Below are 20,685 nucleotides of genomic sequence, written 5' to 3'. Positions count from 1 at the left end.
TCCCGTCACTCCGCGTCACGAAGCGCGGTACCGGTGCTCCGGGCGGCCGGTGGTGCCGTAGCTGAGGGTCATCTCGACGAGGCCGCGGCTCGCGAGACCGGACAAGTAGCGCTGGGCGGTGGCGCGCGAGATCCCGGCGCGCTCGGCCACGTCGAGGGCCGAGAGCTCAGCACCCGACTCGGCCAATCGAGCGAGGACCAACTGCTCGGTCGCCGAGCGTGACGGCTGCGCGGCGGAGGCGTCGCCCGAGTGCAGGATCCGCAGGGCCCGCTCCACTGCCTCCTGATCGGCGGCGCGATCCTCCCGCAGCACGTTCCGGAACCGCACGTAGGCGTCGAGACGCTCGCCGAGCAGACGCGCCTCGAACGGCTTGATCAGGTAGCCGAGCGCCCCCGCGTGCAGGGCCCGACGCACCGTCTCGCCGTCGGCGGCGGCGCTCACCACGAATGCGTCGGTGTCGAGTTCGCGCAGCAGTGCGATGCCGCTCTGATCCGGCAGGTGCACATCGAGCAGCAGCAGGTCGGGGGTGTGCTCGGCGACGGCCGCCCGCGCCGCCCGGGCCGTATGCACCGGAGCCAGCGCCGCCAGACCCTGCCGCGCGTCCACCAGGTCCGCGTGCAGCTGGGCAACCCGGAAGTCGTCGTCGACCACCAGCACCGTGCGCTCTCGCACCGTCTCTGCGCTCATGCTCCGTCTTCGTCCTGGTCCGGCGGCCGCACCGCTCCCGGGAGGCGCGCGCAGAGCACGGCCCCCGACTCCGCTCCGCCGGCGTGTGCCAGCCAGACCTCGCCGTCGCGCCGTGCGGCGACCTCCCGGCACAGCGGCAGCCCGAAACCTCGGCCGTGCACGCGCCCGTCGTCCTGCACCGAGTCGCCCGCGCCCGCCCGGTCGAACAGCGACTGCGGATCGGGCACCCCGTCGCCGGAGTCGGCGACCGTCACGAAAAGAGCGTCGCCGTCGTCCAGCAGCTCGACCTCGACGAAGCGCACGTCGCGCCGCCCCTCGACCGCCGCGCGCACCGCGTTGTCGATGAGGTTCCCGATCACCGTCGCAACATCCTCCGGTTCGATGACGGTGCCGCGCACGAGCGTCTCCTCGCCGAGCGTCAGCAGCACGCCACGCTCGGCGGCCTCGATCCCCTTCGCCCCGACCAGCGCCTGGAGGTACGGCTCCTGCAACCGGTCGGCGTGCTGCACCGGGTACTTCAGCGGCCCGCGGGTCAGCACCTCGTCGAGGTAGTCGCGCGCCGAGCCCGTCCGCCCCGCATCGAGTAGGCCCGCGACCACATGCAGGCGGTTGGCGAACTCGTGCCGCTGCACGCGGAGCGCGTTGGTCATCGCGCCGACGGCGTCCAGGCGCCGGCTGAGCGCGGCGAGGTCGGTGCGGTCCCGGAGCACGACCACCACGCCCAGGTCGCGGTCGCCGCGGGTCACCCGGCGGATGTCGACGTAGACGATCCGCGAGCGGACCACGAAACCCTCCTCACCGCCGATCCGGGGCGGCTCGGTCCAGTGCAGGGCGGCACCGATCGCGTCGGCCAGCGGAGTCGGCAGCTCCAGCGCGGCGAGCGGTCGGCCGTGCAGCGCCCGCCCGGTCGGGTCGTCGGAGCCGAGGATGGCCGCGGCGCGCGCATTGCAGACGCCGACCCGCCCGTCGCGGTCGAGCGCGAGCACGCCCTCGTCGACCCCGTCGAGCACCGCGGCCTGGTCCTGCACGAGCGAGGTCAGCTCCTCCGGCGCGAGTCCGAGCGTCAGGCGCAGGAGGCGGCGGCGGATGAACAGGGAGGCGACCGCGGCGAGCACCAGTCCGGCGATCGCCGCGGCGAGGACCCCGAGCAGGGCGGTCGGCAGGTCGGTGAAGACGCTGGAGCGCGCGAAGCCGATGCTGACTTCGCCGACGACACGCCCCTCGCCCTCCGCGAAGACCGGCACCTTCGCCCGCGCCGACTCCCCCAGCGTGCCGGTGCCCCAGGAGATGCTCTCGCGCCCGGCGAGCGCCTCGTCGGGGCTGGTCGAGACTCGCTCGCCGAGCCGGTCCTCGTCGGGGTGCGCGAGGCGGATGCCCTGGTCGTCGGTGATCACGACGAAGAGCGCGCCGGTGCGCCGCTCGACGGCGGCGGCGACGTCCTCGAGCGGTCCCCCGCGCAGCTCCGAGGCGGCGGGGACGCCGGGCACAGCGGAGGAGGCGGCGACCGCGTCGCGCACGTCGGGGTCCTCGGCGACGGTGCGGGCGATGGCGAGCGCCGTCCCCTCCGCCTCCCCGCGCAGCTGCTGCACGCTGAGCGCGGTGACGAGGCCGGCGCAGACCAGGACGGCGGCCGAGACGGTGGCGAATTGTAGGAGGAGGACGTGCGTCGCGAAGCGCATCGCTCCTCCTCGCCGTCGTTGTGCGCAGAATGCGCAGAAGCCACACTATGCGCAGATGTCACCGTAATGAGCGATACCACGGCGAGGTCTCCGGGGCTGCCTAAGGTTTCCCTATCTCACGTCCGGTTCTCCCACCGAGCGTGGGCGGAGGCACTCGACGAAGGAGTCAGCTGTGTTGGTAGTACTCGGATTCACGATGATCCTGGCCTTCATGGCCCTGATCATGACCAAGCGGCTGACGCCGATGGTCGCCCTGATCGTCGTGCCGACGATCTTCGGCCTCTTCGCCGGGGCCGGTCTCGGGATCGGCGACCTGGTGCTCGAGGCGATCGGCAACCTCGCACCCACGGCCGCGCTGCTGATGTTCGCGATCATGTACTTCGGGATCATGATCGACGTCGGCCTCTTCGATCCGCTGATCCGCTTCATTGTCCGCGCGCTCGGCGACGACCCGGCGAAGGTCGTCCTCGGCACGGCACTGCTCGCCGGAGCGGTCTCGCTCGACGGCGACGGCTCGACCACCTTCATCGTCACCACCGCCGCGATGCTGCCGATCTACCTCCGCCTGGGGATGAACCCGGTCGTGCTGACCTGCGTCGCTGGCCTGGCCAACGGCACGCTCAACATCGTCCCCTGGGGCGGACCGACGGTGCGCGCCGCCGCGGCCCTGCAGGTCTCGCCGAGCGAGATCTTCGTACCGATGCTTCCCTCGCTCGCGGTGGGCCTGGCCGTCACGCTCGTCTTCGCCTGGTTCCTCGGACTCGGCGAGCGCCGCCGCCTCGGCTCGCTCGCGCTGGCCGAGCCGATGCTCGAGCAGGAGCTCGTCGGCGCTGGTCGCGGCTCGTCCTTCCGCTCCGGCGGGGCCCGCGCGAGCGGCGCCCGCACCGGCGGCCTGGTGGCGCTGACCGGAGGCATCCGCACCATCGCCCGGGAGCGTTTCTCCTTCCTCCGCGGCCCCGAGGCCCTGCGCGGGGCCCAGGTAGCGGTCGCCGCCCGCGTGCAGGCCGACGACCCCGACACCGCGATGGCCGACTCGATGCTGGACCCGGAGCGCGAGACGCTGCGCCCGAAGCTGATCTGGGTGAATCTGGTCCTGACCCTCACCGTGATGACGTTGCTCGTCGCCGACATCCTGCCGCTGCCCTACGTCTTCATGGTCGGCTCGGCGATCGCCCTGCTGATCAACTTCCCGACGATGAAGGACCAGGCGTCCGAGATCGTCAAGCACGCGCCCAGCATCGTCGGCGTCGTGTCGATGGTGCTCGCGGCGGGCGTGCTGATCGGCGTGCTCAACGGCACGGGCATGGTCGATGCGATGGCCCAGTGGGTCGTCGCGGTGATCCCGCCGGCTCTCGGCCCGTTCCTCGCCGTGATCACGGGCGTGCTGAGCATCCCGATGACGTTCTTCATGTCGAACGACGCCTTCTACTACGGCATCCTCCCCGTGCTCTCCGAGAGCGCCGCCAACTACGGCATCTCGCCGGTCGAGATGGCCCGTGCGTCGATCACCGGCCAGCCGGTGCACCTGCAGAGCCCGCTGGTGCCGGCGATCCTCCTGCTCGTCTCCCTCGCCGCGGTGAACCTCGGCGACCACCACCGCAAGGTGCTGTGGCGCGCGGTGATCGTCTCGCTGGTCATGCTGGCCGTCGGCGTGCTCGTGGGGTCCGTCCCCTTCGGCTGATCGGCGGAGCCGCAGGTGCGCGGTCAGAGCAGCGGCGCCAGGTTCTCGGTCCAGACGTCGGAGCCGACCTTGAGGATGAGGGCGCCGACGACGACGAGGAACGCGACGCGGATGAAGCGGCTGCCGCGGGCGACGGCCAACCGGGAGCCGAGGTAGGCGCCCGCGACGTTCGCGGCGCCCATCGCGAGGCCGAGCAGCCAGATCACCTGGCCGCCCGGCACGAAGTAGAGCAGGGCGCCGAGGTTGGTCGCCACGTTGACGATCTTCGCCTTCGCGCTGGCAAGCAGGAAGTCGTAGCCCAGGGCGGTGATCAGGGCAATGATGAGGAAGGTGCCCGTGCCCGGTCCGATCAGGCCGTCGTAGAAGCCGATCAGGAGCCCGAGGACGGCCGCCGTGACGAGGTGGCGCCGCCCCGCATGCTTGAGCACGGTGACGCTGCCGAGGGCCGGACGCGCGATCGTGACCACCGCGACCACGATCAGCGCGATCACGATGATCGGCTTGAACACCGCGGCCGGGAGCAGACCCGCCAGCGTCGCGCCGCTGTAGCTGCCCGCGAGGGCGACCGCCGCCATCGGCAGCGCGGTGCGCAGATCGGGCTTCGCGCGACGGTAGTAGGTGATCGCGCTGGTGGTCGTGCCGAACACCGACGCGAGCTTGTTCGTGGCGAGCGCCTGCACGGGCGAGATGCCGGGCACGAGGAGGAGGGCGGGGAGTTGGAGCAGGCCGCCGCCGCCCACCACCGCGTCGATCCAGCCGGCCGCGAAGGCGGCGAGGATCATCAGCGCCAGGACGGGGAGGCCGAGATCCTCGGTGAAGGTCAGCATCGCAGGAAGCCTACGACGCTCCGCGGGCGGAGCGACGGCCCGCCACTCCTACGCCTCCCGTCCCGGCCCCGCAAGTCCCTGCGGTGCCCCGCCCCCGCGCCTACGGTCGGAGCATGGACGCACAGGACATCCGCTGGAACGACGAAGCCCGCGACAAAATCCTCGAGGACTCGGACAGAGTGCTCCGCGAGGCGGTACTCGACCTCGCGACGAGCAAGAAGGGCGAGTCCTGGGAAGACGTCTTCGCCGAGCTGAACGCACGCCTGAAGGACCGCTTCATCGACTTCGAGCCCGGCCCGGACCTCCGCAAGTACGCCGAGGCCGTCTCCGCCGGGGAGATCGAGACCGGCTCGTGAGCGAGCACGAGCGCGACGCGGCCCTCGACGACGAGATCACCTCGATCCACGCCCTCGGCGAAGGGCGGGGCGGCGAGACGGCCGGCCCGGAAGACGAGGATCACGAGCTCTCCCCCGAGCAGGATGCGCAGATCGAATCCGAGCTGAAGAATCGGGGCAACGCGAGCTGATCAGCCAGAACCTGCGGAAGGCCCGCCCTCCTCGAGGGAGCGGGCCTTCCGCAGATTCTCGCCGGGCCTGGACTACGCCGAGAGGCGCTCGTAGTCGGTATAGCCCTCGGCTCCTCCGCCGTAGACCGTCTCCTGGACGACCTCGTTCTCGGGGTGACCGCCCTGCCAGCGCTCGACCAGGTCAGGGTTGGCGATCGCCGGACGGCCGACTGCCACGGCGTCGGCGTGGCCGTCGGTGATCAGCTCGGTCGCCTCCTCGCGGCTGGTCGGCGAGCCGAAGCCGCTGTTGGCGATGAAGACGCCGTCGAAGCGCGAGCGGAGGCTCTGGACCAGCTCGCCGGCCGGCTCGGCGTGCAGCACGCTGAGGTAGGCGAGGCCGAGCGGGGCAAGCCCGTCGACCACGGCCTCGTAGGTGGCGCGCACGTCGTCGGCGTCGGTCTCGACGACGTCCTGGATGTTGTGAGCCGGCGACAGGCGGATGCCGACACGTCCGGCGCCGACCTCCTCGGCGATGGCGCGGGTGACCTCGACCACGAACGCGGCGCGCTCGGCCGGGGTCCCGCCGTACTGGTCGGTGCGCACATTCGAGGCGGGCGAAAGGAACTCGTGCAGCAGGTAGCCGTTGGCGCCGTGCACCTCGACCCCGTCGAAGCCCGCGTCGATCGCGCGACGGGCAGCCGCGACGAACTCGTCCCGCACGACCGCCAACTCCTCGGTGCTCAGCGCGTGCGGCACGGGGAAGGGCTTCTTACCGGAGGGGGTGTGCACCTCGCCGTCGATAGCGACGGCGCTCGGGGCGACGATCCGGTCGGTGCCGGTGACCTCGGTGTGCGAGACGCGGCCGCCGTTCATCAGCTGCATGACGATCCGTCCGCCCGCAGCGTGCACGGCGTCGGCGACCGAGCGCCAGCCCGCGGCCTGCGCCTCCGTCTCGATGCCGGGCTGGCCGGGGTACCCCTTGGACTCGGCGCTGGGGAAGACTCCCTCGCTGATCAGCAGGCCCATGCTCGCGCGCTGGGCGTAGTACTCGGCGACGATCGCGCCGGGCACGCCCTGCTCGTCGGAGCGCAGGCGCGTCATCGGCGCCAGAACGATGCGGTTGGCGAGGTCGAGGTCGCCGGCAGTGAGGGGAGAGAACGGATCCACGGGATCGCCTTTCTAAGGGGCTGGCTCAGGGTCGTCCCTGAGACGCGCACCTGACGGCGCACTCCGGGCGAAAACCGCGAGCAGCGCGTGGCCATTCCTCCTCCCGGCGTTCTCCCATCTCCCGCATGCAAAACACGCGGTCGACGGCCCGACGCCTCCCGACCCGCGCTCGGACACCGGGGCTGTCTACACTCGGGAAGCGACGACGAAGGAGTGTGCGCGATGCCGGCGAGACCCCACCCCACCCTGAGTTCCCGGCAACTGCCGGCGCTCGTGGCCCTTGTGATCGCCGCGGCCCTTGCGCTGGTCCCCTCGACCGCGGCGGTGGCCGAGTCGCCCGTCGCCTTCTCCTCCTCCCCCGTGCTCGACGCGGCCGGCGTGCTGAGTCCGGCTGAGACCGCCGAGATCGAGCAGGCTTCGAGCGTCCTCTACGACCAGCACCGCGTGCAGCTCTTCGTCGCCTTCGTCGGCACCTTCACCGATCCGGCGGATCGCACCGCATGGGCCGACGAGACCGCGACCCGCAACGGGCTGGGCACCGACGACGTCCTCCTGGCCGTCGCGGTCGACGCCCGCCAGTACCAGGTGTCGGTCGCGCAGGGCTTCGCCCTCGACGAGGGGCAGGTCTCCTCGCTCCAGACCGACGACATCGAGCCCCGGCTCGCCGCGGGCGACTGGGCAGGAGCCGCGGTGGCGGCGGCCGACGGCATCGGGCAGCGGCTGGACGCTCCTACCGCCGGCGAGTCCCTCGGCACGGGGCTGCTGATCGCGCTCGGCGTGCTCGCGGCCCTGGTCGTGATCGGACTCGTCGTGCTGCTCCTCGTCCGCCGCGCGCGGCGTCGCCGGGCCCAGGAGGCGGTGGAGGCCTCGATCGACGAGCTCGCGTCCCGCGCGGGCTCGGCCCTCGTCCACGCCGACGACGCCGTCCGCACCAGCGAGCAGGAGGTCGGCTTCGCGGAGGCACAGTTCGGCGCCGACGCGACCGGCGCGTTCCGCGAGGCGCTGGTCACCGCGAAGCGCCTGCTCGGCGAGGCTTTCAGTCTGCAGCAGCGACTCGACGACGCCGAGCCGGAGACGGATCAGGAGCGCCGCGATGGCTACCAGCGCATCCTCCAGCTCTGCGCCGACGCCGAGCAGACGCTCGACGAACGCGCGGCCGCCTTCGAGGAGCTGCGCGACCTCGAGAAGAACGCCGCGCAGGTCGCCGCCGCGCTCGCGGCCCGCGCCACCGAGGTCGGCGACCGCCTCCCCTCGACCCGCGCCCTGCTCGTCGACCTCGCCGCACGGTATGCGCCGACTGCGTTCGAGGACGTGAGCGACGACGCCGACCAGGCCGAGGACCGGCTCCACTTCACCCGTGACCAGCTCGCCGCCGCCCAGCAGGCGATGCAGGCCGGCGACTCCGGCCGCGCCGCTGTGCTGCTGCGCGCCGGGCAGCAGGCCGCCGAGCAGGCCTCGGGGCTCGCCGATGCCGTAGCCACCCGCCGGACCGAGCTGCAACGGGCGGAGGCGTCGCTCGCCGGCCGCCTCACCGAGATCCGTGCCGACGTGGCGCAGGGTCGCGCGCTCGCCGCTTCCGGCGACCAGGAGTCCGCCGCCCAGGCTCAGACCGTCGCCACCGCCGTCGCCTCGACCGAGGCCGCCCTCGACGATGTCGAGCGCGCGGCCGGCGCGCAGCCGCACGACCCGCTCGCTCTGCTCGAGGCACTCACCGCGGCCGACGCGACCATCGACGCGGCCGTCGGCGGGTTCCGCGACGCCCAGGCCCAGCGCGAGCGCGAGCGGGCCGCCCTGGGCGCCGAGCTCACTGCCGCGCACAGTCGCGTCTCAGCCGCCGAGGACTTCATTGCCGCCCGGCGCGGGGCCGTCGGCTCCCAGGCGCGCACCCGCATCGCCGAAGCCGCCCGCTCCGCCGAGTACGCCGAGCGGATGGCCGCCACCGACCCCCGCGAGGCACTGGCCTCGGCCCAGCGCGCCTCCTCCCTCGCCCAGCAGGCCCTCGAGCGGGCGCGCGCCGACGCGGGCAGCTACTCCGCCCCGAACGCCGCCGGTAGCCCGTACGGCGGGGACACAGCCGGCGCGTTCCTCGGCGGGATCCTGGTCGAGTCGCTGCTGGGCGGCGGGCGCCGCGGCGGCTACCGCTCGGGCGGCTTCGGCGGCGGCGGCTCGTCCCGACGCTCCGGCGGCGGCGGATTCGGCGGGGGACGCAGCGGAGGCGGACGTCGCGGCGGCGGCGGACGCTTCTGATCCTTCTCCCGCACCCTTCCTCCCGCACCACGGCTCACCACCCCTCGATATCCGGCACCACCTACGACGCAAGGAGAGATACCGTGTCTCAGAGACAGTCGATCTTCGGCCGCATCGCGCAGCTCGCGAAGGCCAATATCAACGCGCTCCTCGACCAGGCCGAGGACCCGCAGAAGATGCTCGACCAGATGGTCCGCGACTACACCGACAGCATCCGCGACGCGGAATCCGCGATCGCGACCACGATCGGCAATCTGCGGCTGCTCGAGGACGACTACCGCGAAGACGAGCAGAACGCCCAGGAGTGGGGCGGCAAGGCGCTCGCCGCGAGCCGCAAGGCCGACGAGCTACGCACTTCCGGAAGCGCAGGCGACGCCGACAGGTTCGACGCGCTGGCCAAGGTCGCGCTGCAGCGCCAGATCCAGTCTGAGAAGGAGGCGAAGGACGCCGAGCCGACCATCGCCTCGCAGACCGAGGTCGTCGACAAGCTCAAGTCGGGCCTGAACCAGATGCGCGAGAAGCTGCAGCAGCTCTCGAGTAAGCGCGACGAGCTGACCGCCCGCGCGAAGACCGTCGAAGCGCAGAGCCAGGTGCAGGACGCCGTGAAGAGCATCGACCTGATGGATCCGACGAGCGAGGTGAGCCGCTTCGAGCAGAAAATCCGCCGCGAGGAGGCGCGCGTGCGCGGTGCGGAGGAGCTCGCCTCCTCGAGCCTGGACGCGCAGTTCGAGTCGCTGGAGGACCTCGGCGAGATGACCGAGGTGGAGGCGCGCCTCGCCGCGCTGAAGTCCGGTCGCCCGCAGGACTCGATCGGCTCCTGACGCCTGCGCGCCTCCGACTGCTCCTTCCGTCGGAGGCGCGCGCCCCGGTCGCGCCACATCTGAGCGCGAGGCTGGCAATCGCCCTGGTGCGGTAGTACCCGCGTCCCCGTAGTGTTCACATCAGGCTGCCCTTGACCCCGGTCGTCCTGATGCCGCGTCCGGCCCCTACCGACGCGGTGAACCATGAGCGGACCGCCTCCGTCGGGATCGCTCGCCGAGAGACTGTCGACGCCGATGGTCACCACGAAGAGCGAGGCGCTGATGAGCACTCCCACCACCACGTCCGTCCCCGCAGGCGCCCCCCGCGTCGTCCGGACCCGACCCCGTGCCGACGGTCGCGTCAACCCGACGACCGAGTACTCCGGTCTCCTCAGCACGGTCCGCGATGCGGGGCTCCTGCGCCGCCGCACCGGGTTCTACTACACGATGTTCGGCGCGCTCGTCCTCGCGCTCGGCGGCATCGTCACCGGCTTCGTCCTCCTGGGCAACTCCTGGTTCCAACTCCTGCTGGCCGCCGCCCTGGGGATCGTGCTGACGCAGTTCGCCTTCCTCGCCCATGAGGCCTCGCACCGCCAGGTGTTCGAGTCCGGAAAAGCCAACGACATCGCAGGACGTACCCTCGCCAACCTCGTCGTCGGCATCAGTTACTCCTGGTGGATGAACAAGCACAGCCGCCACCACGCGAACCCGAACGTGCTGGGCAAGGACCCGGACATCGAGCGCGACGTCGTCTCGTTCACCGCCGAAGACGCGGCGCGCTCGCGCGGCCTCTACGCCTGGCTCACCCGCCGACAGGGCTACGCCTTCTTCCCGCTGCTGCTGCTCGAGGGCCTCAACCTGCACCTGCACGGCTTCCGCACCGTGTTCGGCAAGGGCAAGGTCGACAAGCGCTGGGTCGAGATCTCGATGCTCGTTGCCCGCGTCGGCCTCTACCTCGCCGTCGTCTTCTGGGCGCTCCCGCTCGGCATGGCATTCGCTTTCGTCGGCGTGCAGCTCGGCGTCTTCGGCCTCTACATGGGCGCCTCGTTCGCGCCGAACCACAAGGGCATGCCGCTGCTGCCGAAGGAGGCGCGCGTCGACTTCCTGCGCCGCCAGGTCCTCACCTCGCGCAGCATCCGCAGCACCTGGTTGACCGACCTCTACATGGGCGGCCTTAACTATCAGGTCGAGCATCACCTCTTCCCGAACATGCCCCGCCCGGCCCTGCGCCGCGCGCAGGTCATCGCCAAGGAGTACTGCACGACCCACCAGATCCCGTACACCGAGACCTCGCTGATGGAGTCCTACGCGATCGTCGTTCGCTACCTCAACAAGGTCGGCCTTTCGGCCGGTGGCGACCCGTTCGACTGCCCCGCCGCCACCGCCTACGGGCGCTGAGCACTCCTCCGTAGGCCCCTCGCACCGACAGGCGCGGGGGCCTACATTGTGTCGGCGCGAGCGCAAGGGGGTGCCCCCGCCGGCAATCGAAGTCGTAGCGTCGGGGCATGAGCAGCTCCGACGACGACATCGAGCCCACCCCGTCCGAGACGACGGACGACGCGCGCACGCCCGACCCCGCGACCGAGACCGGCACCTCCGCCGGTCTTGACGACATCGGCGGCGCCTCCTCTCCCCTGGCCAACGGAGTCGGCGCCGACGGCGACGAGCACAACCCGCCGCTGCCGGACTGGGGGCCCACCGACGGCGTCCACGGCACCGACGCCGAGACCGACGCCTCGGGTACCGAGCACTGATTCGTCCGCGGACGGGACCTTCTCGGCCGGTCAGCGAACGATCAGACCGCGTTCCGAGCAAATCCCTCCGTGTTCGCCCGAGGGTCGACCGGCCGTTCGTCGCCGCGCCCTACACTGGCGAAATGCAGTCGACCGAACGCGCCCTCCGCGTGATCTCCTACAACCTCCGGGAGCACCGAGCGCACGCCGAGATCGCTCCTCTCGCCGCCCGCCACGACATCGACGTCCTCTGCCTGCAGGAGTGCGACACCACGAAGTTGCCACAGGAGGTGGGCGCGCTCCGGCTCGCCTCGGTCACAGCCCGCAACCGCCTGGGCCTGGCTGTCTACTACTCCCAGGATCGCTTCGAGCTCTCAGGAAGCGCCGCGTTCGAACTCAGCAAGTCCATGCACGACCGGGTGATGTCGCCGGCTCACGAGCGCCTGCTGGCCGTCCGCCTCGACGACCGCGACGGCGGGTCGATCGCGGTCTCCTCCTTCCACGCCGCTCCGCTGTCGGCCGGCAACGCTCTGCGCCGCAAACAGATCGACGAGGCGTTGAATCGGCTGCGCGAGTACGCTCCAGACACTCCTTCGCTGATGGTCGGCGACTACAACTACCCGTGGTTCTTCCGCGGACTCGACCGCCGGATGACCCGCAACGGCTACCTGGTCTCGCGCAGCGACTCCCCCACCTACGCGCGCTACCGCTACTTCAGCGGGCATTTCGACTTCGCCATCAGCGACTCCGTGCGGATCGAGCGTGTCTCGACGCTGCCCCAGGGCGTCTCGGACCACCTCCCGGTGATGGTCGACGCGCACTACGCAGTGCAGGCCGCCTGAGCCCGCGCGTCATCGCGGTCGGTAGGCTCGAGGGGTGACGACCCTCATCCTCGCCCGCCACGGAGAGACTGTCTGGCACTCCGAGAACCGCTTCGCGGGTTCCTCCGACATCGCACTGACCCCCCGGGGCCAGGACCAGGCCGCGACTCTGGCCGCTTGGGCCGTCGATGCCGACCTCGAGGCGGTGTACTCCTCCACCCTGGTCCGGGCCGTGCGCACCGCCGTGCCGGCCGCGCGGGCCGCCCACCTCGAGCTGCGGCCCGACCCGGCGCTGGTCGAGGTCGACTTCGGTCGCGGCGAGGGGCTCACCACAGACGAGATGGAGAAGCGTTTCCCGGACGAGTACCACGCATGGGTCGCCGCTCCAGCGATCCAGCCGATGCCCGGGGGCGAGTCGGGCCTGGACGCCGTCGCCCGCGCCAACACCTCGCTCGCCCGGATCCACCGCGAGCACCCCGACGGCCGCGTACTCGTCGTCGCGCACGGCACGCTGATCCGCCTGCTCCTCTGTGCTTACCTCGGCATCAATCCCGAGACCTACCGGCACACCTTCCCCGTGGTCGACAACGTGTCGCTGACCACCCTGCGCTGGGACGCGACCGGCATCGGACTGCTCGGCTACAACGTCCCACCCGTGCAGACCCAGCGGCGCTCCAGCTGAGCGCAGTGGCCGGACCGGAGCGCCCCCCGGCGAGTGCGGGCTCGATCGGCCTGGTCCTCGGGTCGATCGCGAGCGTGCAGCTCGGCGCCTCCTTCGCCGTGCTGCTCTTCCCCACCGCGGGGCCGATCGGCACGGTGACGCTGCGGCTGGTGTTCTCGGCCGTCGTGCTGCTTGTGGTGTGCCGGCCGCGGCTGCGCGGCCACAGTCGCAGCGACTGGGGGACGGTCACCGCGTACGGACTCGCCCTCGGCGGGATGAACGCCTGCTACTACGAGGCGATCGCTCGGATCCCGCAGGGGGCCGCGGTGACCCTGGAGGTGCTGGGCCCGCTGACGCTCTCGGTGATCGCCGGGAGGAGCATCGCGAGCCTCGTGTGGGCCGTGCTCGCGCTGGCCGGGGTGGTGACGCTCTCGCAGGGCGGCTTCTCGGCGCTGGATCCGGTGGGCGCCGGCTTCGCGCTCGGCGCGGCAGTGCTCTGGGCCGCTTACATCGTGTTCGCCGGACGCACCGGCGGGCGGTTCCAGGGGATCGACGGGCTCGCGCTGGCGCTCGCGGTCGGAGCAGTCGTCTCGCTGCCGTTCGGTGTCGCCTCCGCCGGTTCCGCCCTCGTGCTGCCGCCGGTACTGCTGCTCGGATTCGCCGTGGCGGTGCTCTCCTCCGCGCTCCCCTACGCGCTCGAGCTGCTGGCGCTGCGGCGGCTGCGCTCCTCGACGTTCTCGATCCTGATGTCGCTCGCGCCCGGGGCCGCCGCGCTCTCGGGCTTCCTCGTGCTCGGGCAGCGGCTCAGCGTCGTCGAAGCGGTCGGGATCGCACTCGTGGTGGCGGCGAGCATCGGAGCGGTGCGGACCGCGCAGACCCCCACATGAGGGGTGTTAGTTTGTTAGCCTAGCTATGTGCCTTCCCTTGGGACCCCGCAGAACGACCGCACTCTGACGACCCTCCCGGACGAGCTGCGGGCGGCGACCGGGCGGCTCGGGCGGCGACTCCCCAAGGAGGATCAGCACGCGCTCAAGGAGGGGAGCCTGCTGCATTCTGCGGCGGCGGCGCTGCGCGCGGTCGCCAACCGATGAGCGCGATGTTCCGCTCCCTCGCGGTGCCGAACTACCGGATCTGGTTCGCCGGCGCAATGGTCTCGAACGTCGGCACCTGGATGCAGCGCACCGCCCAGGACTGGATCGTGATCCACGACCTCACCGACCACGACGCGACGGCGCTCGGCGTGACGATGGCGCTGCAATTCGGACCGCAGCTCGTGATGGTCCCCTTCTCCGGATTCATCGCCGACCGCTTCGACCGTCGCACGCTGCTGATGGCCACCCAGGGCGCGATGGGAGCGCTCGGGCTCGGCCTGGGGCTGATCGTCGTGACCGGAGTCGTCCAACTCTGGACGTTGTACCTCTTCGCCCTGCTGCTGGGCTTCGCCGCCGCGATCGACGCGCCCGTGCGCCAGAGCTTCGTCTCGGCGCTGGTTGAGGAGCGCGACCTCACCAACGCCGTCTCGCTGAACTCGGCCTCGTTCAACTCGGCGCGGATGATCGGGCCGGCCCTCGCCGGAGTGCTCATCGCCGCGATCGGCTCCGGCTGGGTGTTCCTGCTCAACGCGGCGAGCTTCCTCGCGGTGCTGCTCTCACTGCGAGCGCTGCACCGCGACCAGCTGCGCAGCGCCCCCCGGGCGGGCCGGGGACCGGGCGCGCTGCTGGAGGGGTTCCGCTACGTCTCGACGCGGCCGGACATCCTGGTGGTGCTGGTGATCGTGTTCCTGATCGGCACGTTCGGCCTCAACTTCCCGATCTTCGCCTCGACGATGGCGACCATCGAGTTCGACAGAGGAGCGAGCGAGTTCGGCCTGCTCTCCTCGGCGATCGCGGTCGGCTCCGTGCTGGGAGCGCTGCTCTCGGCCCGGCGCGACCGCCCGAGGCTCCGCCTCATCGTCGGCGCCTCGGCCGCGTTCGGCCTCGCGCTCGCGCTGGCCGGACTGATGCCGACCGTCTGGGCGTTCGCGATCCTGCTCCCCTTCGTCGGGATCGCGGCGCAGACGCTCATGACCTCCGCCAACGGCTACGTGCAGCTCTCGACGGCGCCCGAGATGCGCGGACGAGTGATGGCGCTGTATCTGGCGATCTTCGTGGGCGGCACGCCGATCGGTGCACCGCTGGTCGGTTGGGTCGCGAACGCCTACGGACCGCGCCAGGCGATGCTGGTGGGTGCCGCCTCCGGGATCGCGGCGGCCGCGATCGGGGTCGGCTTCCACCTCCGTCTGCGCCGCGCCGCCCGGTCCGCGGCGGCCGAGGCCGTCCCCCTCCTGCGCCCCGCGCCTTAGAGCGCGCCGCACTGTACAAACAATGCCCCAGAAGCCATGCTTCTCGCATGTCGACCATCACTGTCACGGATGCGCGCTCAATTCTCTCCGAGGTGATCGAGCGCTCTCATACCGAAGCCGTGATCCTCAAACGCCACGGGCGACCGGAGGCCGTCGTCGTCAGTGCCGAGCAGTACGAGCGGATGCTGGATGCTCTCGAGGAGGTCGAGGACGTCCAAGCCTTCGACGCGGCAATGGCCGAGAAGGGCGCGAACATCCCCTCTAGCTCAACGACATATGCACCTCGAGAACGGAACGCAACGACATTGCGGTGAGCGACGGAAGCACTCTTCCGCTCGTAATCTATCGCGTCGCGGGATCGACGCTCAGCAGCTATGTTTTTCTGACATGGCTCGGCAGCCAGCCGGGGCTTCTTGCCAAGGCGCCCGGTCGGATCAGCTTTTCAGGAATGAAACTCGATGCATCAGAATTTGCGTGATGTAAGGGCCAGATCAGATGGCGGCAACCTCGCCATCTTTTTCCGGGAAGGTCTTCGCTGTGATTGCTCGAATCTGCGGCCATTCAACCGGCGATAATCTTCGATGTGGCGGGCGTCAGCTCGCAGCCCCACCACGACTCTTCACCAGGAGTGATTCACCGAAATGGAAAGACGTGGAAGACCTCGCATCGAGGGCGATCCGGTGACGTGCCGTATTGTTCACCACGTCGCCCCGGGACGCTGACTCCCTCGCTCGGCCGCGAGTTTGATTGCGCGATACTGCTCGTGAGAGACGGCATCACCCAGCCGCCGGACTCCGTCTCGTCCAGCGAGGGGACGCGCCAAAGAGAAGACGTCTCCTCCGTGCATGTCTGGGTTGAACCGTTGCGCGAAGTGCAGCTTCGACTCTGCTGTGAATGCGCGCCGGAGAGGCTTCGACAACATCCGCGGGACCCACTCGTTTCGTCCTACCTCGGTGACCAACAGCTGCCGCTCGATGCCACGCGTCACGGCAGCAGCAACCCAGTCGGCGAACTGAATGTTCGAGCTGAGTGCGCTGTCGACATGCATGGGCGGCTCCACGATCCGCTTCATCTCGACATGTTCCGCAGCTCGACCAAGGATATGACCGTACATAAGGGGAAGTCGTTTCGCTCGGTCCTTCTCGTTGATCTGATCAATCATGACCAGGAGCTGCTGATCCCCGCGATCAGCGAAAGTGCACAGGCGATTGAGCGCCTCTCGCATCGCGTGAGTCTCGCGTTCGTCTTTGTCGAGTCCAGTCTCCTTCGGCGTCCCAATCGGCTTCTCGTCCGCGTAGTAGAAAAGTGCTCCGCCGAGCTTCTCGCAAAGTTTTCTTTTGAGGGCGTTAAATACCCGAATCTGTTCGGGGCGATTGTGCGCAGTGTAAAAATGAAATACTTCGGAGCCCTTCTTTTCCCATCGCCCGGGATGCGTGGCCCCAGCAATTTCAGGCGCGAACACAGCACGCTTTTCGCGGTCCATCATCTGCCCGAATCGCCGCGCGTTCACATCGGGCACGACGAAGCCTGCATACCCAAACGCTGGGCTTGTCTTGTAGCGCGCGTGTGTCTTCGAGACGAAAGCGCCGGTCTCGCCGATCTCGTCGATGTAGGCCAGCAGCATGTAACGAGTATGCCATTAACGCAGAAACCCACGCACAAGGCGTGGGTCTCTCGAAGTGGCGCTCTGAGAAACTCTTTCATTCCCCGCTACCGGGATTAATGATAGCAAGTGCTAGCAGCTGCTAGCAAGTGCCTTCGCCGAGGATCGAGCGTGCACCCCCACGCCGTGGCGCGGAGCACGACCGACGTGGCGCCGACAGTGCGCGGCGACGAGCGGTGACCCGGCCCGCGCTCAGGCCTCGCGGGTGATCTCGACGCGGACGAAGAGCTTCGACGAGCGCGGGCCCGCGAAGACGCCCCGCAGCGGCGCGATGTCGTTGTAGTCGCGACCCCGGCCGACGATGACGTGTCGGTCGCCGATGTCGATCAGGTTGGTCGGGTCGTAGCCGCGCCACGCGCCTCCGCAGAACCACTCGACCCAGGCGTGCGACTCCCCCACCACGGTCTCACCGATCTCGGCGTGCGGCTTAGGGTGCAGGTAGCCCGAGACGTAGCGCGCCGGAATGCCCACCGAGCGCAGCGCCCCGAGGACGATGTGGGTGATGTCCTGGCAGACGCCCTCACGCGCGGTCCACGACTCCGTCGCCGTGGAGTGCACGCCGGTGACGCCCTGCCGGTAGGTCATCGCCCGGCCGATCGTCTCGGCGATCGAGAGCGCGGCCTCGCACGGGCCGGCCGCCTCGTCGGCGAGCGAGCGCGCCAGGGCGGCGAGATCCTCCGGGGGCGAGGTGCGGTGGGTCTGCTTCGACTGCTCCACGTACTCCGTGCGCGTCTCGACCTGGCCGGACAGCTGCTCCCAGCCGGTGGGATGCTCAGGGTGCGGCTTGGGCCGGATCTCGACGAGAGAGGTCGCCGTGAGCGAGAGTTCACGATGCGCATCGAGCACGTCGAACGACGAGACGCGGGTGCCCCAGTAATCGGTGTAGGCGTGCACCGAGGTCACCGGGCGGATGTCGAGGTTCGAGAACAGCACCAGCTGTCCGTCCGAGGAAGCGGGCAGCATCCGTGCCTCGTTGTACGACGCGACCACGTCTCCCGCATAGGTGAAGCCCGTGGTGTGCCTGATGCGCAGCCTGCTCACAGCGCCTCCCCGATCCAGCTCGGCATGACGTTGGTGGGGAAATACCGCTGACGGATCGCCTCTGAGGCGGCCGAGGTCGCCTCCTGCACGCTGTCCATGTGCCGCGGCAGGTCCACGAGGATGTCGGTGATCGGCCGGAACTCCAGCTCGCTGCGGATTCGCCCGAGGACGCGCTGCGCATCTCCCGAGTGGCCGATGCGGCCGGTGCGCGGCTCGATATCGCGCATGCACGCCTCCGCTCGCGAGACCGAGAAGAGGATCGAGCGCGGGAACAGGCGGTCCACAAGGAGGAACTCGGCCGCGTTGCGCGCGCTCGGCACGCCGCGGTAGGTGCGCAGGTAGGCCTCGTAGGCGCCGCAGGAGCGCAGGATCGTGGTCCAGGAGGGGCCGCGCGCCTCGGTGAGCGAGCGCGTGGCGAGGAGCCGGGCGGTCATGTCCGCGCGCTCGATCGAGCGGCCGAGGGTGAAGAACTGCCAGGCCTCGTCGCGCGAGGTCGCCGACTCGATGATGCCGACGGCCAGGGCGGAGCGCTCACGGACCCAGCTGAAGAACTCCGAGACGCGCTCGCCCGACACGCGGCGCGGCATCCGAGTGCGCGTGGTGTTGAGGCACTCCCAGAGCTCGGTCGAGACGATCTCGCGCGCACGGCGGGCGTTCTCGCGGGCGGCGCCGAGCGAGTAGGCGATCGAGGCGGGATTGGTGCGGTCGATCGCGAGGATGCTCAGCACATCGGCGCGGGTGATCTCGCGCAGGTCGTCGGGCGGGGTCGAACCCATCACCGACAGGAGCGAACGGCAGGCGGTGTCCTCGTCGATCCACGGGTCCTCGAGCAGGAGCTGGAGGTGGACGTCGAGGATCCGGGCCGTGCCGTCGGACCGCTCGATGTAGCGGCCGATCCAGAACAGCGACTCGGCGATCCGGGAGAGCATCAGTCGTCCTCCCCCGCCGCGAACGTCTGCTGCTGCTGCTGCTGCTGGTCCTGGTCGATGTTCGGCGCGTCCTGCGGCGAGTGGTCGGGCGTGTGATGAAGCGGGTAGACGATCGGGATGGAGCTGGTGACCGCCGCCTGCTCGGCGACGAGCGCCTGGATGTCGCGTGCCTCGGGTTCGGCGTTGCGCGGATCCTCGGGGCCGACCACCCAGGTGTCCTTCGATCCGCCGCCCTGCGACGAGTTGACGACGAGCTGCCCCTCCGGGAGCGCGACACGGGTGAGGCCGCCGGGCAGCACCCAGACGTCGGTGCCGTCGTTCACGGCGAAGGGCCTCAGGTCGGCATGTCGTGGGCGCATCCCGTCGTCGACCAGGGTGGGGATGGTGGAGAGCTGCACCACAGGCTGGGCGATCCAGCCGCGCGGATCGGCCTGGAGGCGCGAGCGCAGCTCGGCCAACTCCTTCGCGGACGCGGCCGGCCCCACGACCAGCCCCTTCCCCCCGGAGCCGTCGACCGGCTTCACGACGAGCTCGTCGAGGCGGTCGAGCACCTCCTCGAGCGCTCCCGGATCCTCCAGGCGCCAGGTGTCGACGTTCTTGATCACCGGCTCCTCCGAGAGGTAGTAGCGGATGAGATCGGGCAGGTAGGTGTAGACGAGCTTGTCGTCGGCGACGCCATTGCCGACCGCGTTGGCGATCGTGACGGTCCCGAGCCGGGCGGCGAGCATCAGGCCGGGCGAGCCGAGCATCGAGTCGGCGCGGAACTGCAGCGGATCGAGGAACTCGTCGTCCACACGGCGGTAGATCACGTCGACCCGGGTGGGGCCGGAGGTGGTGCGCATGAACACCTTGCCGCCGGTGCAGAACAGGTCACGGCCCTCGACCAGCTCGACGCCCATCAGGCGGGCGAGCAGGGTGTGCTCGAAGTAGGCGGAGTTGTAGACCCCCGGAGTGAGGACGACCACGGTCGGGTCGTCAACGCCCTCGGGGGCGCAGGCGCGCAGGGCCTGCAGCAGCTTGTTCGGGTAGTCGCCGACCGGGCGCACCCGCATCGAGACGAACAGCTCCGGGAGGGTCTGCGCCATCACCCGCCGGTTCGAGATCACGTAGGAGACGCCGGAGGGCACCCGCACGTTGTCCTCGAGGACGCGCCAGCCGCCCCGCTCGTCGCGGATCAGGTCGATGCCGGACACCTGGATCCGCACGCCGTTGGCCGGGACGATGCCCGCCGCCTGACGGTGGAAGTGGCTGGAGCTTGAGATCAGGCCGGCGGGGAGGACGCCATCGGACACGGCGTTCTGCGGACCGTAGACGTCGGCGAGGAAGGCCTCGAGCGCACGGACCCGCTGCTTGATCCCGGACTGCACCTCGTTCCACTCCGCGCGCTCGATCACCCGCGGCACGGCGTCGAGCGGGAACGGCCGCTCCTCCCCCGCGAAATCGAAGGTGACGCCCTGCGCGAGGTAGGAGGAGGCGAGCGCGTCGGTGCGGCCGCGCAGCTCCTCCTGGGTCATCCGCGCGAGCGAGGAGTAGATGTCGCGGTAGGCGCCGCGGACCCCGTCGGGGCCCCCTGCCGACGCCACATCGGCGAACATCTCGTCCCAGGGGGTGGCGCCCGTGGCCGGCCGCTCGACCTTCTGGGACCCGTATCCGTCGAAGAGGTCACCCATGACACGACTCTAGTGCGGGGCGTATTGCCGGGATGTTTCGCCCGGGCTGCCGGCCCGGCGGCCCGAGTAGCGGGGGAACCCCAGACCGTCCAGGGAGCCCATTCGCGGAGGCTCCCTGGACGGTCCGGGGTTCCCTCGGTGGCGGACGCAGGGCGGGGGACGCAGGGCGGGGGACGCAGGGCGGGGGCGGGGAATGAATCCGCGCGAGCGTGGTTGAAGGAGGATGTATATGC

The 20,685-nt window shown here is 70.4% G+C and carries 22 protein-coding genes; 14 read left to right on the top strand and 8 right to left on the bottom strand.

Features of this window, described 5'->3' with window-relative positions:
- Positions 1-15: 15 nt before the first annotated feature.
- Both C1O28_RS01185 and C1O28_RS01180 read right to left on the bottom strand, forming a co-directional pair.
- Positions 16-687 (bottom strand): response regulator, encoded by a 672-nt coding sequence (locus C1O28_RS01185; RefSeq protein WP_097166307.1) that lies wholly within the window; start codon positions 685-687, stop codon positions 16-18.
- The gene (locus tag C1O28_RS01180; protein WP_097166306.1) at positions 684-2,366 is read right to left on the bottom strand and encodes a sensor histidine kinase; all 1,683 of its coding nucleotides are present in this window, start codon (positions 2,364-2,366) and stop codon (positions 684-686) included. Before C1O28_RS01180 ends, C1O28_RS01185 begins: the two co-directional genes overlap by 4 nt.
- 196 nt (positions 2,367-2,562) lie before the next feature.
- Between C1O28_RS01180 and C1O28_RS01175 the strand changes: the two genes are divergently transcribed.
- Positions 2,563-4,047: a CitMHS family transporter gene (locus tag C1O28_RS01175; RefSeq protein ID WP_097166305.1), complete on the top strand. Its 1,485-nt coding sequence runs from the start codon at positions 2,563-2,565 to the stop codon at positions 4,045-4,047.
- Between the two features lie 23 nt (positions 4,048-4,070).
- On the opposite strand, the gene C1O28_RS01170 is transcribed toward C1O28_RS01175, so the two are convergent.
- Positions 4,071-4,874 carry a TSUP family transporter gene (locus C1O28_RS01170; RefSeq protein WP_097166304.1) on the bottom strand — a complete coding sequence of 268 codons (804 nt, stop codon included), beginning with the start codon at positions 4,872-4,874 and terminating at the stop codon, positions 4,071-4,073.
- A 113-nt stretch (positions 4,875-4,987) separates the two neighbouring features.
- On the opposite strand from C1O28_RS01170, the gene C1O28_RS01165 reads away from it, so the two are divergent.
- Together C1O28_RS01165 and C1O28_RS14980 are read left to right on the top strand one after the other, a co-directional pair.
- A complete protein-coding gene (locus C1O28_RS01165; RefSeq protein WP_097166303.1) occupies positions 4,988-5,230 on the top strand; it encodes a hypothetical protein in 243 nt (80 codons plus the stop codon).
- Positions 5,227-5,400, top strand: coding sequence for a hypothetical protein (locus tag C1O28_RS14980; protein ID WP_160487544.1), 174 nt, complete (start codon positions 5,227-5,229; stop codon positions 5,398-5,400). The genes C1O28_RS01165 and C1O28_RS14980 overlap by 4 nt, the downstream gene beginning before the upstream one ends.
- A 72-nt stretch (positions 5,401-5,472) precedes the next feature.
- On the opposite strand, the gene C1O28_RS01160 is transcribed toward C1O28_RS14980, so the two are convergent.
- Positions 5,473-6,546, bottom strand: coding sequence for an alkene reductase (locus tag C1O28_RS01160; RefSeq protein WP_097166302.1), 1,074 nt, complete (start codon positions 6,544-6,546; stop codon positions 5,473-5,475).
- Positions 6,547-6,768: 222 nt separating this feature from the next.
- Here C1O28_RS01160 and C1O28_RS15810 point away from each other — a divergent pair, with 222 nt between their 5' ends.
- The 11 genes from C1O28_RS15810 (at position 6,769) to C1O28_RS14965 (ending at position 15,627) form a co-directional block, all read left to right on the top strand.
- Positions 6,769-8,793, top strand: coding sequence for a TPM domain-containing protein (locus tag C1O28_RS15810; protein ID WP_097166301.1), 2,025 nt, complete (start codon positions 6,769-6,771; stop codon positions 8,791-8,793).
- Positions 8,794-8,876: 83 nt separating this feature from the next.
- Positions 8,877-9,614 (top strand): PspA/IM30 family protein, encoded by a 738-nt coding sequence (locus C1O28_RS01150; protein ID WP_097166300.1) that lies wholly within the window; start codon positions 8,877-8,879, stop codon positions 9,612-9,614.
- A gap of 261 nt (positions 9,615-9,875) precedes the next feature.
- A complete protein-coding gene (locus C1O28_RS01145) occupies positions 9,876-10,991 on the top strand; it encodes a fatty acid desaturase family protein (protein ID WP_097166411.1) in 1,116 nt (371 codons plus the stop codon).
- 107 nt (positions 10,992-11,098) lie between these two features.
- Complete coding sequence (locus tag C1O28_RS14975) at positions 11,099-11,347, top strand: hypothetical protein (protein WP_097166299.1); 249 nt, start codon at positions 11,099-11,101, stop codon at positions 11,345-11,347.
- 122 nt (positions 11,348-11,469) lie between these two features.
- Positions 11,470-12,168, top strand: a complete 699-nt coding sequence (locus tag C1O28_RS01135) for an endonuclease/exonuclease/phosphatase family protein (RefSeq protein WP_097166298.1) — start codon at positions 11,470-11,472, stop codon at positions 12,166-12,168.
- Between the two features lie 34 nt (positions 12,169-12,202).
- Positions 12,203-12,829: a histidine phosphatase family protein gene (locus tag C1O28_RS15350; protein ID WP_202129550.1), complete on the top strand. Its 627-nt coding sequence runs from the start codon at positions 12,203-12,205 to the stop codon at positions 12,827-12,829.
- Between the two features lie 5 nt (positions 12,830-12,834).
- Positions 12,835-13,695 carry an EamA family transporter gene (locus tag C1O28_RS01130; protein ID WP_207759881.1) on the top strand — a complete coding sequence of 287 codons (861 nt, stop codon included), beginning with the start codon at positions 12,835-12,837 and terminating at the stop codon, positions 13,693-13,695.
- Between the two features lie 27 nt (positions 13,696-13,722).
- Entirely contained in the window at positions 13,723-13,899 is a 177-nt protein-coding gene (locus tag C1O28_RS14970; protein WP_160487545.1) for a hypothetical protein, read from the top strand.
- Positions 13,896-15,149, top strand: coding sequence for an MFS transporter (locus tag C1O28_RS01125; protein ID WP_097166296.1), 1,254 nt, complete (start codon positions 13,896-13,898; stop codon positions 15,147-15,149). The genes C1O28_RS14970 and C1O28_RS01125 overlap by 4 nt, the downstream gene beginning before the upstream one ends.
- A gap of 47 nt (positions 15,150-15,196) precedes the next feature.
- On the top strand, positions 15,197-15,463 hold the full coding sequence (locus tag C1O28_RS01120; protein ID WP_097166295.1) for a type II toxin-antitoxin system Phd/YefM family antitoxin: 267 nt from the start codon (positions 15,197-15,199) through the stop codon (positions 15,461-15,463).
- Positions 15,460-15,627 (top strand): hypothetical protein, encoded by a 168-nt coding sequence (locus tag C1O28_RS14965; protein WP_160487546.1) that lies wholly within the window; start codon positions 15,460-15,462, stop codon positions 15,625-15,627. Before C1O28_RS01120 ends, C1O28_RS14965 begins: the two co-directional genes overlap by 4 nt.
- 219 nt (positions 15,628-15,846) lie before the next feature.
- Here C1O28_RS14965 and C1O28_RS01115 read toward each other — a convergent pair whose 3' ends face one another.
- The 4 genes from C1O28_RS01115 to C1O28_RS01100 all read right to left on the bottom strand — a co-directional run bounded on the left by C1O28_RS01115 (position 15,847) and on the right by C1O28_RS01100 (position 20,452).
- Positions 15,847-16,773, bottom strand: coding sequence for a DUF3800 domain-containing protein (locus C1O28_RS01115; protein ID WP_097166294.1), 927 nt, complete (start codon positions 16,771-16,773; stop codon positions 15,847-15,849).
- A 231-nt stretch (positions 16,774-17,004) separates the two neighbouring features.
- Positions 17,005-17,853 carry a transglutaminase family protein gene (locus C1O28_RS01110; RefSeq protein ID WP_097166293.1) on the bottom strand — a complete coding sequence of 283 codons (849 nt, stop codon included), beginning with the start codon at positions 17,851-17,853 and terminating at the stop codon, positions 17,005-17,007.
- Positions 17,850-18,782, bottom strand: coding sequence for an alpha-E domain-containing protein (locus tag C1O28_RS01105; protein ID WP_097166292.1), 933 nt, complete (start codon positions 18,780-18,782; stop codon positions 17,850-17,852). The genes C1O28_RS01110 and C1O28_RS01105 overlap by 4 nt, the downstream gene beginning before the upstream one ends.
- A complete protein-coding gene (locus C1O28_RS01100; protein ID WP_097166291.1) occupies positions 18,782-20,452 on the bottom strand; it encodes a circularly permuted type 2 ATP-grasp protein in 1,671 nt (556 codons plus the stop codon). Before C1O28_RS01100 ends, C1O28_RS01105 begins: the two co-directional genes overlap by 1 nt.
- Between the last annotated feature and the right edge of the window lie 233 nt (positions 20,453-20,685).

The organism is Rathayibacter rathayi (assembly GCF_004011095.1).
GTDB lineage: Bacteria > Actinomycetota > Actinomycetes > Actinomycetales > Microbacteriaceae > Rathayibacter > Rathayibacter rathayi.
This window is presented reverse-complemented; position numbering and strand designations above follow the sequence as displayed.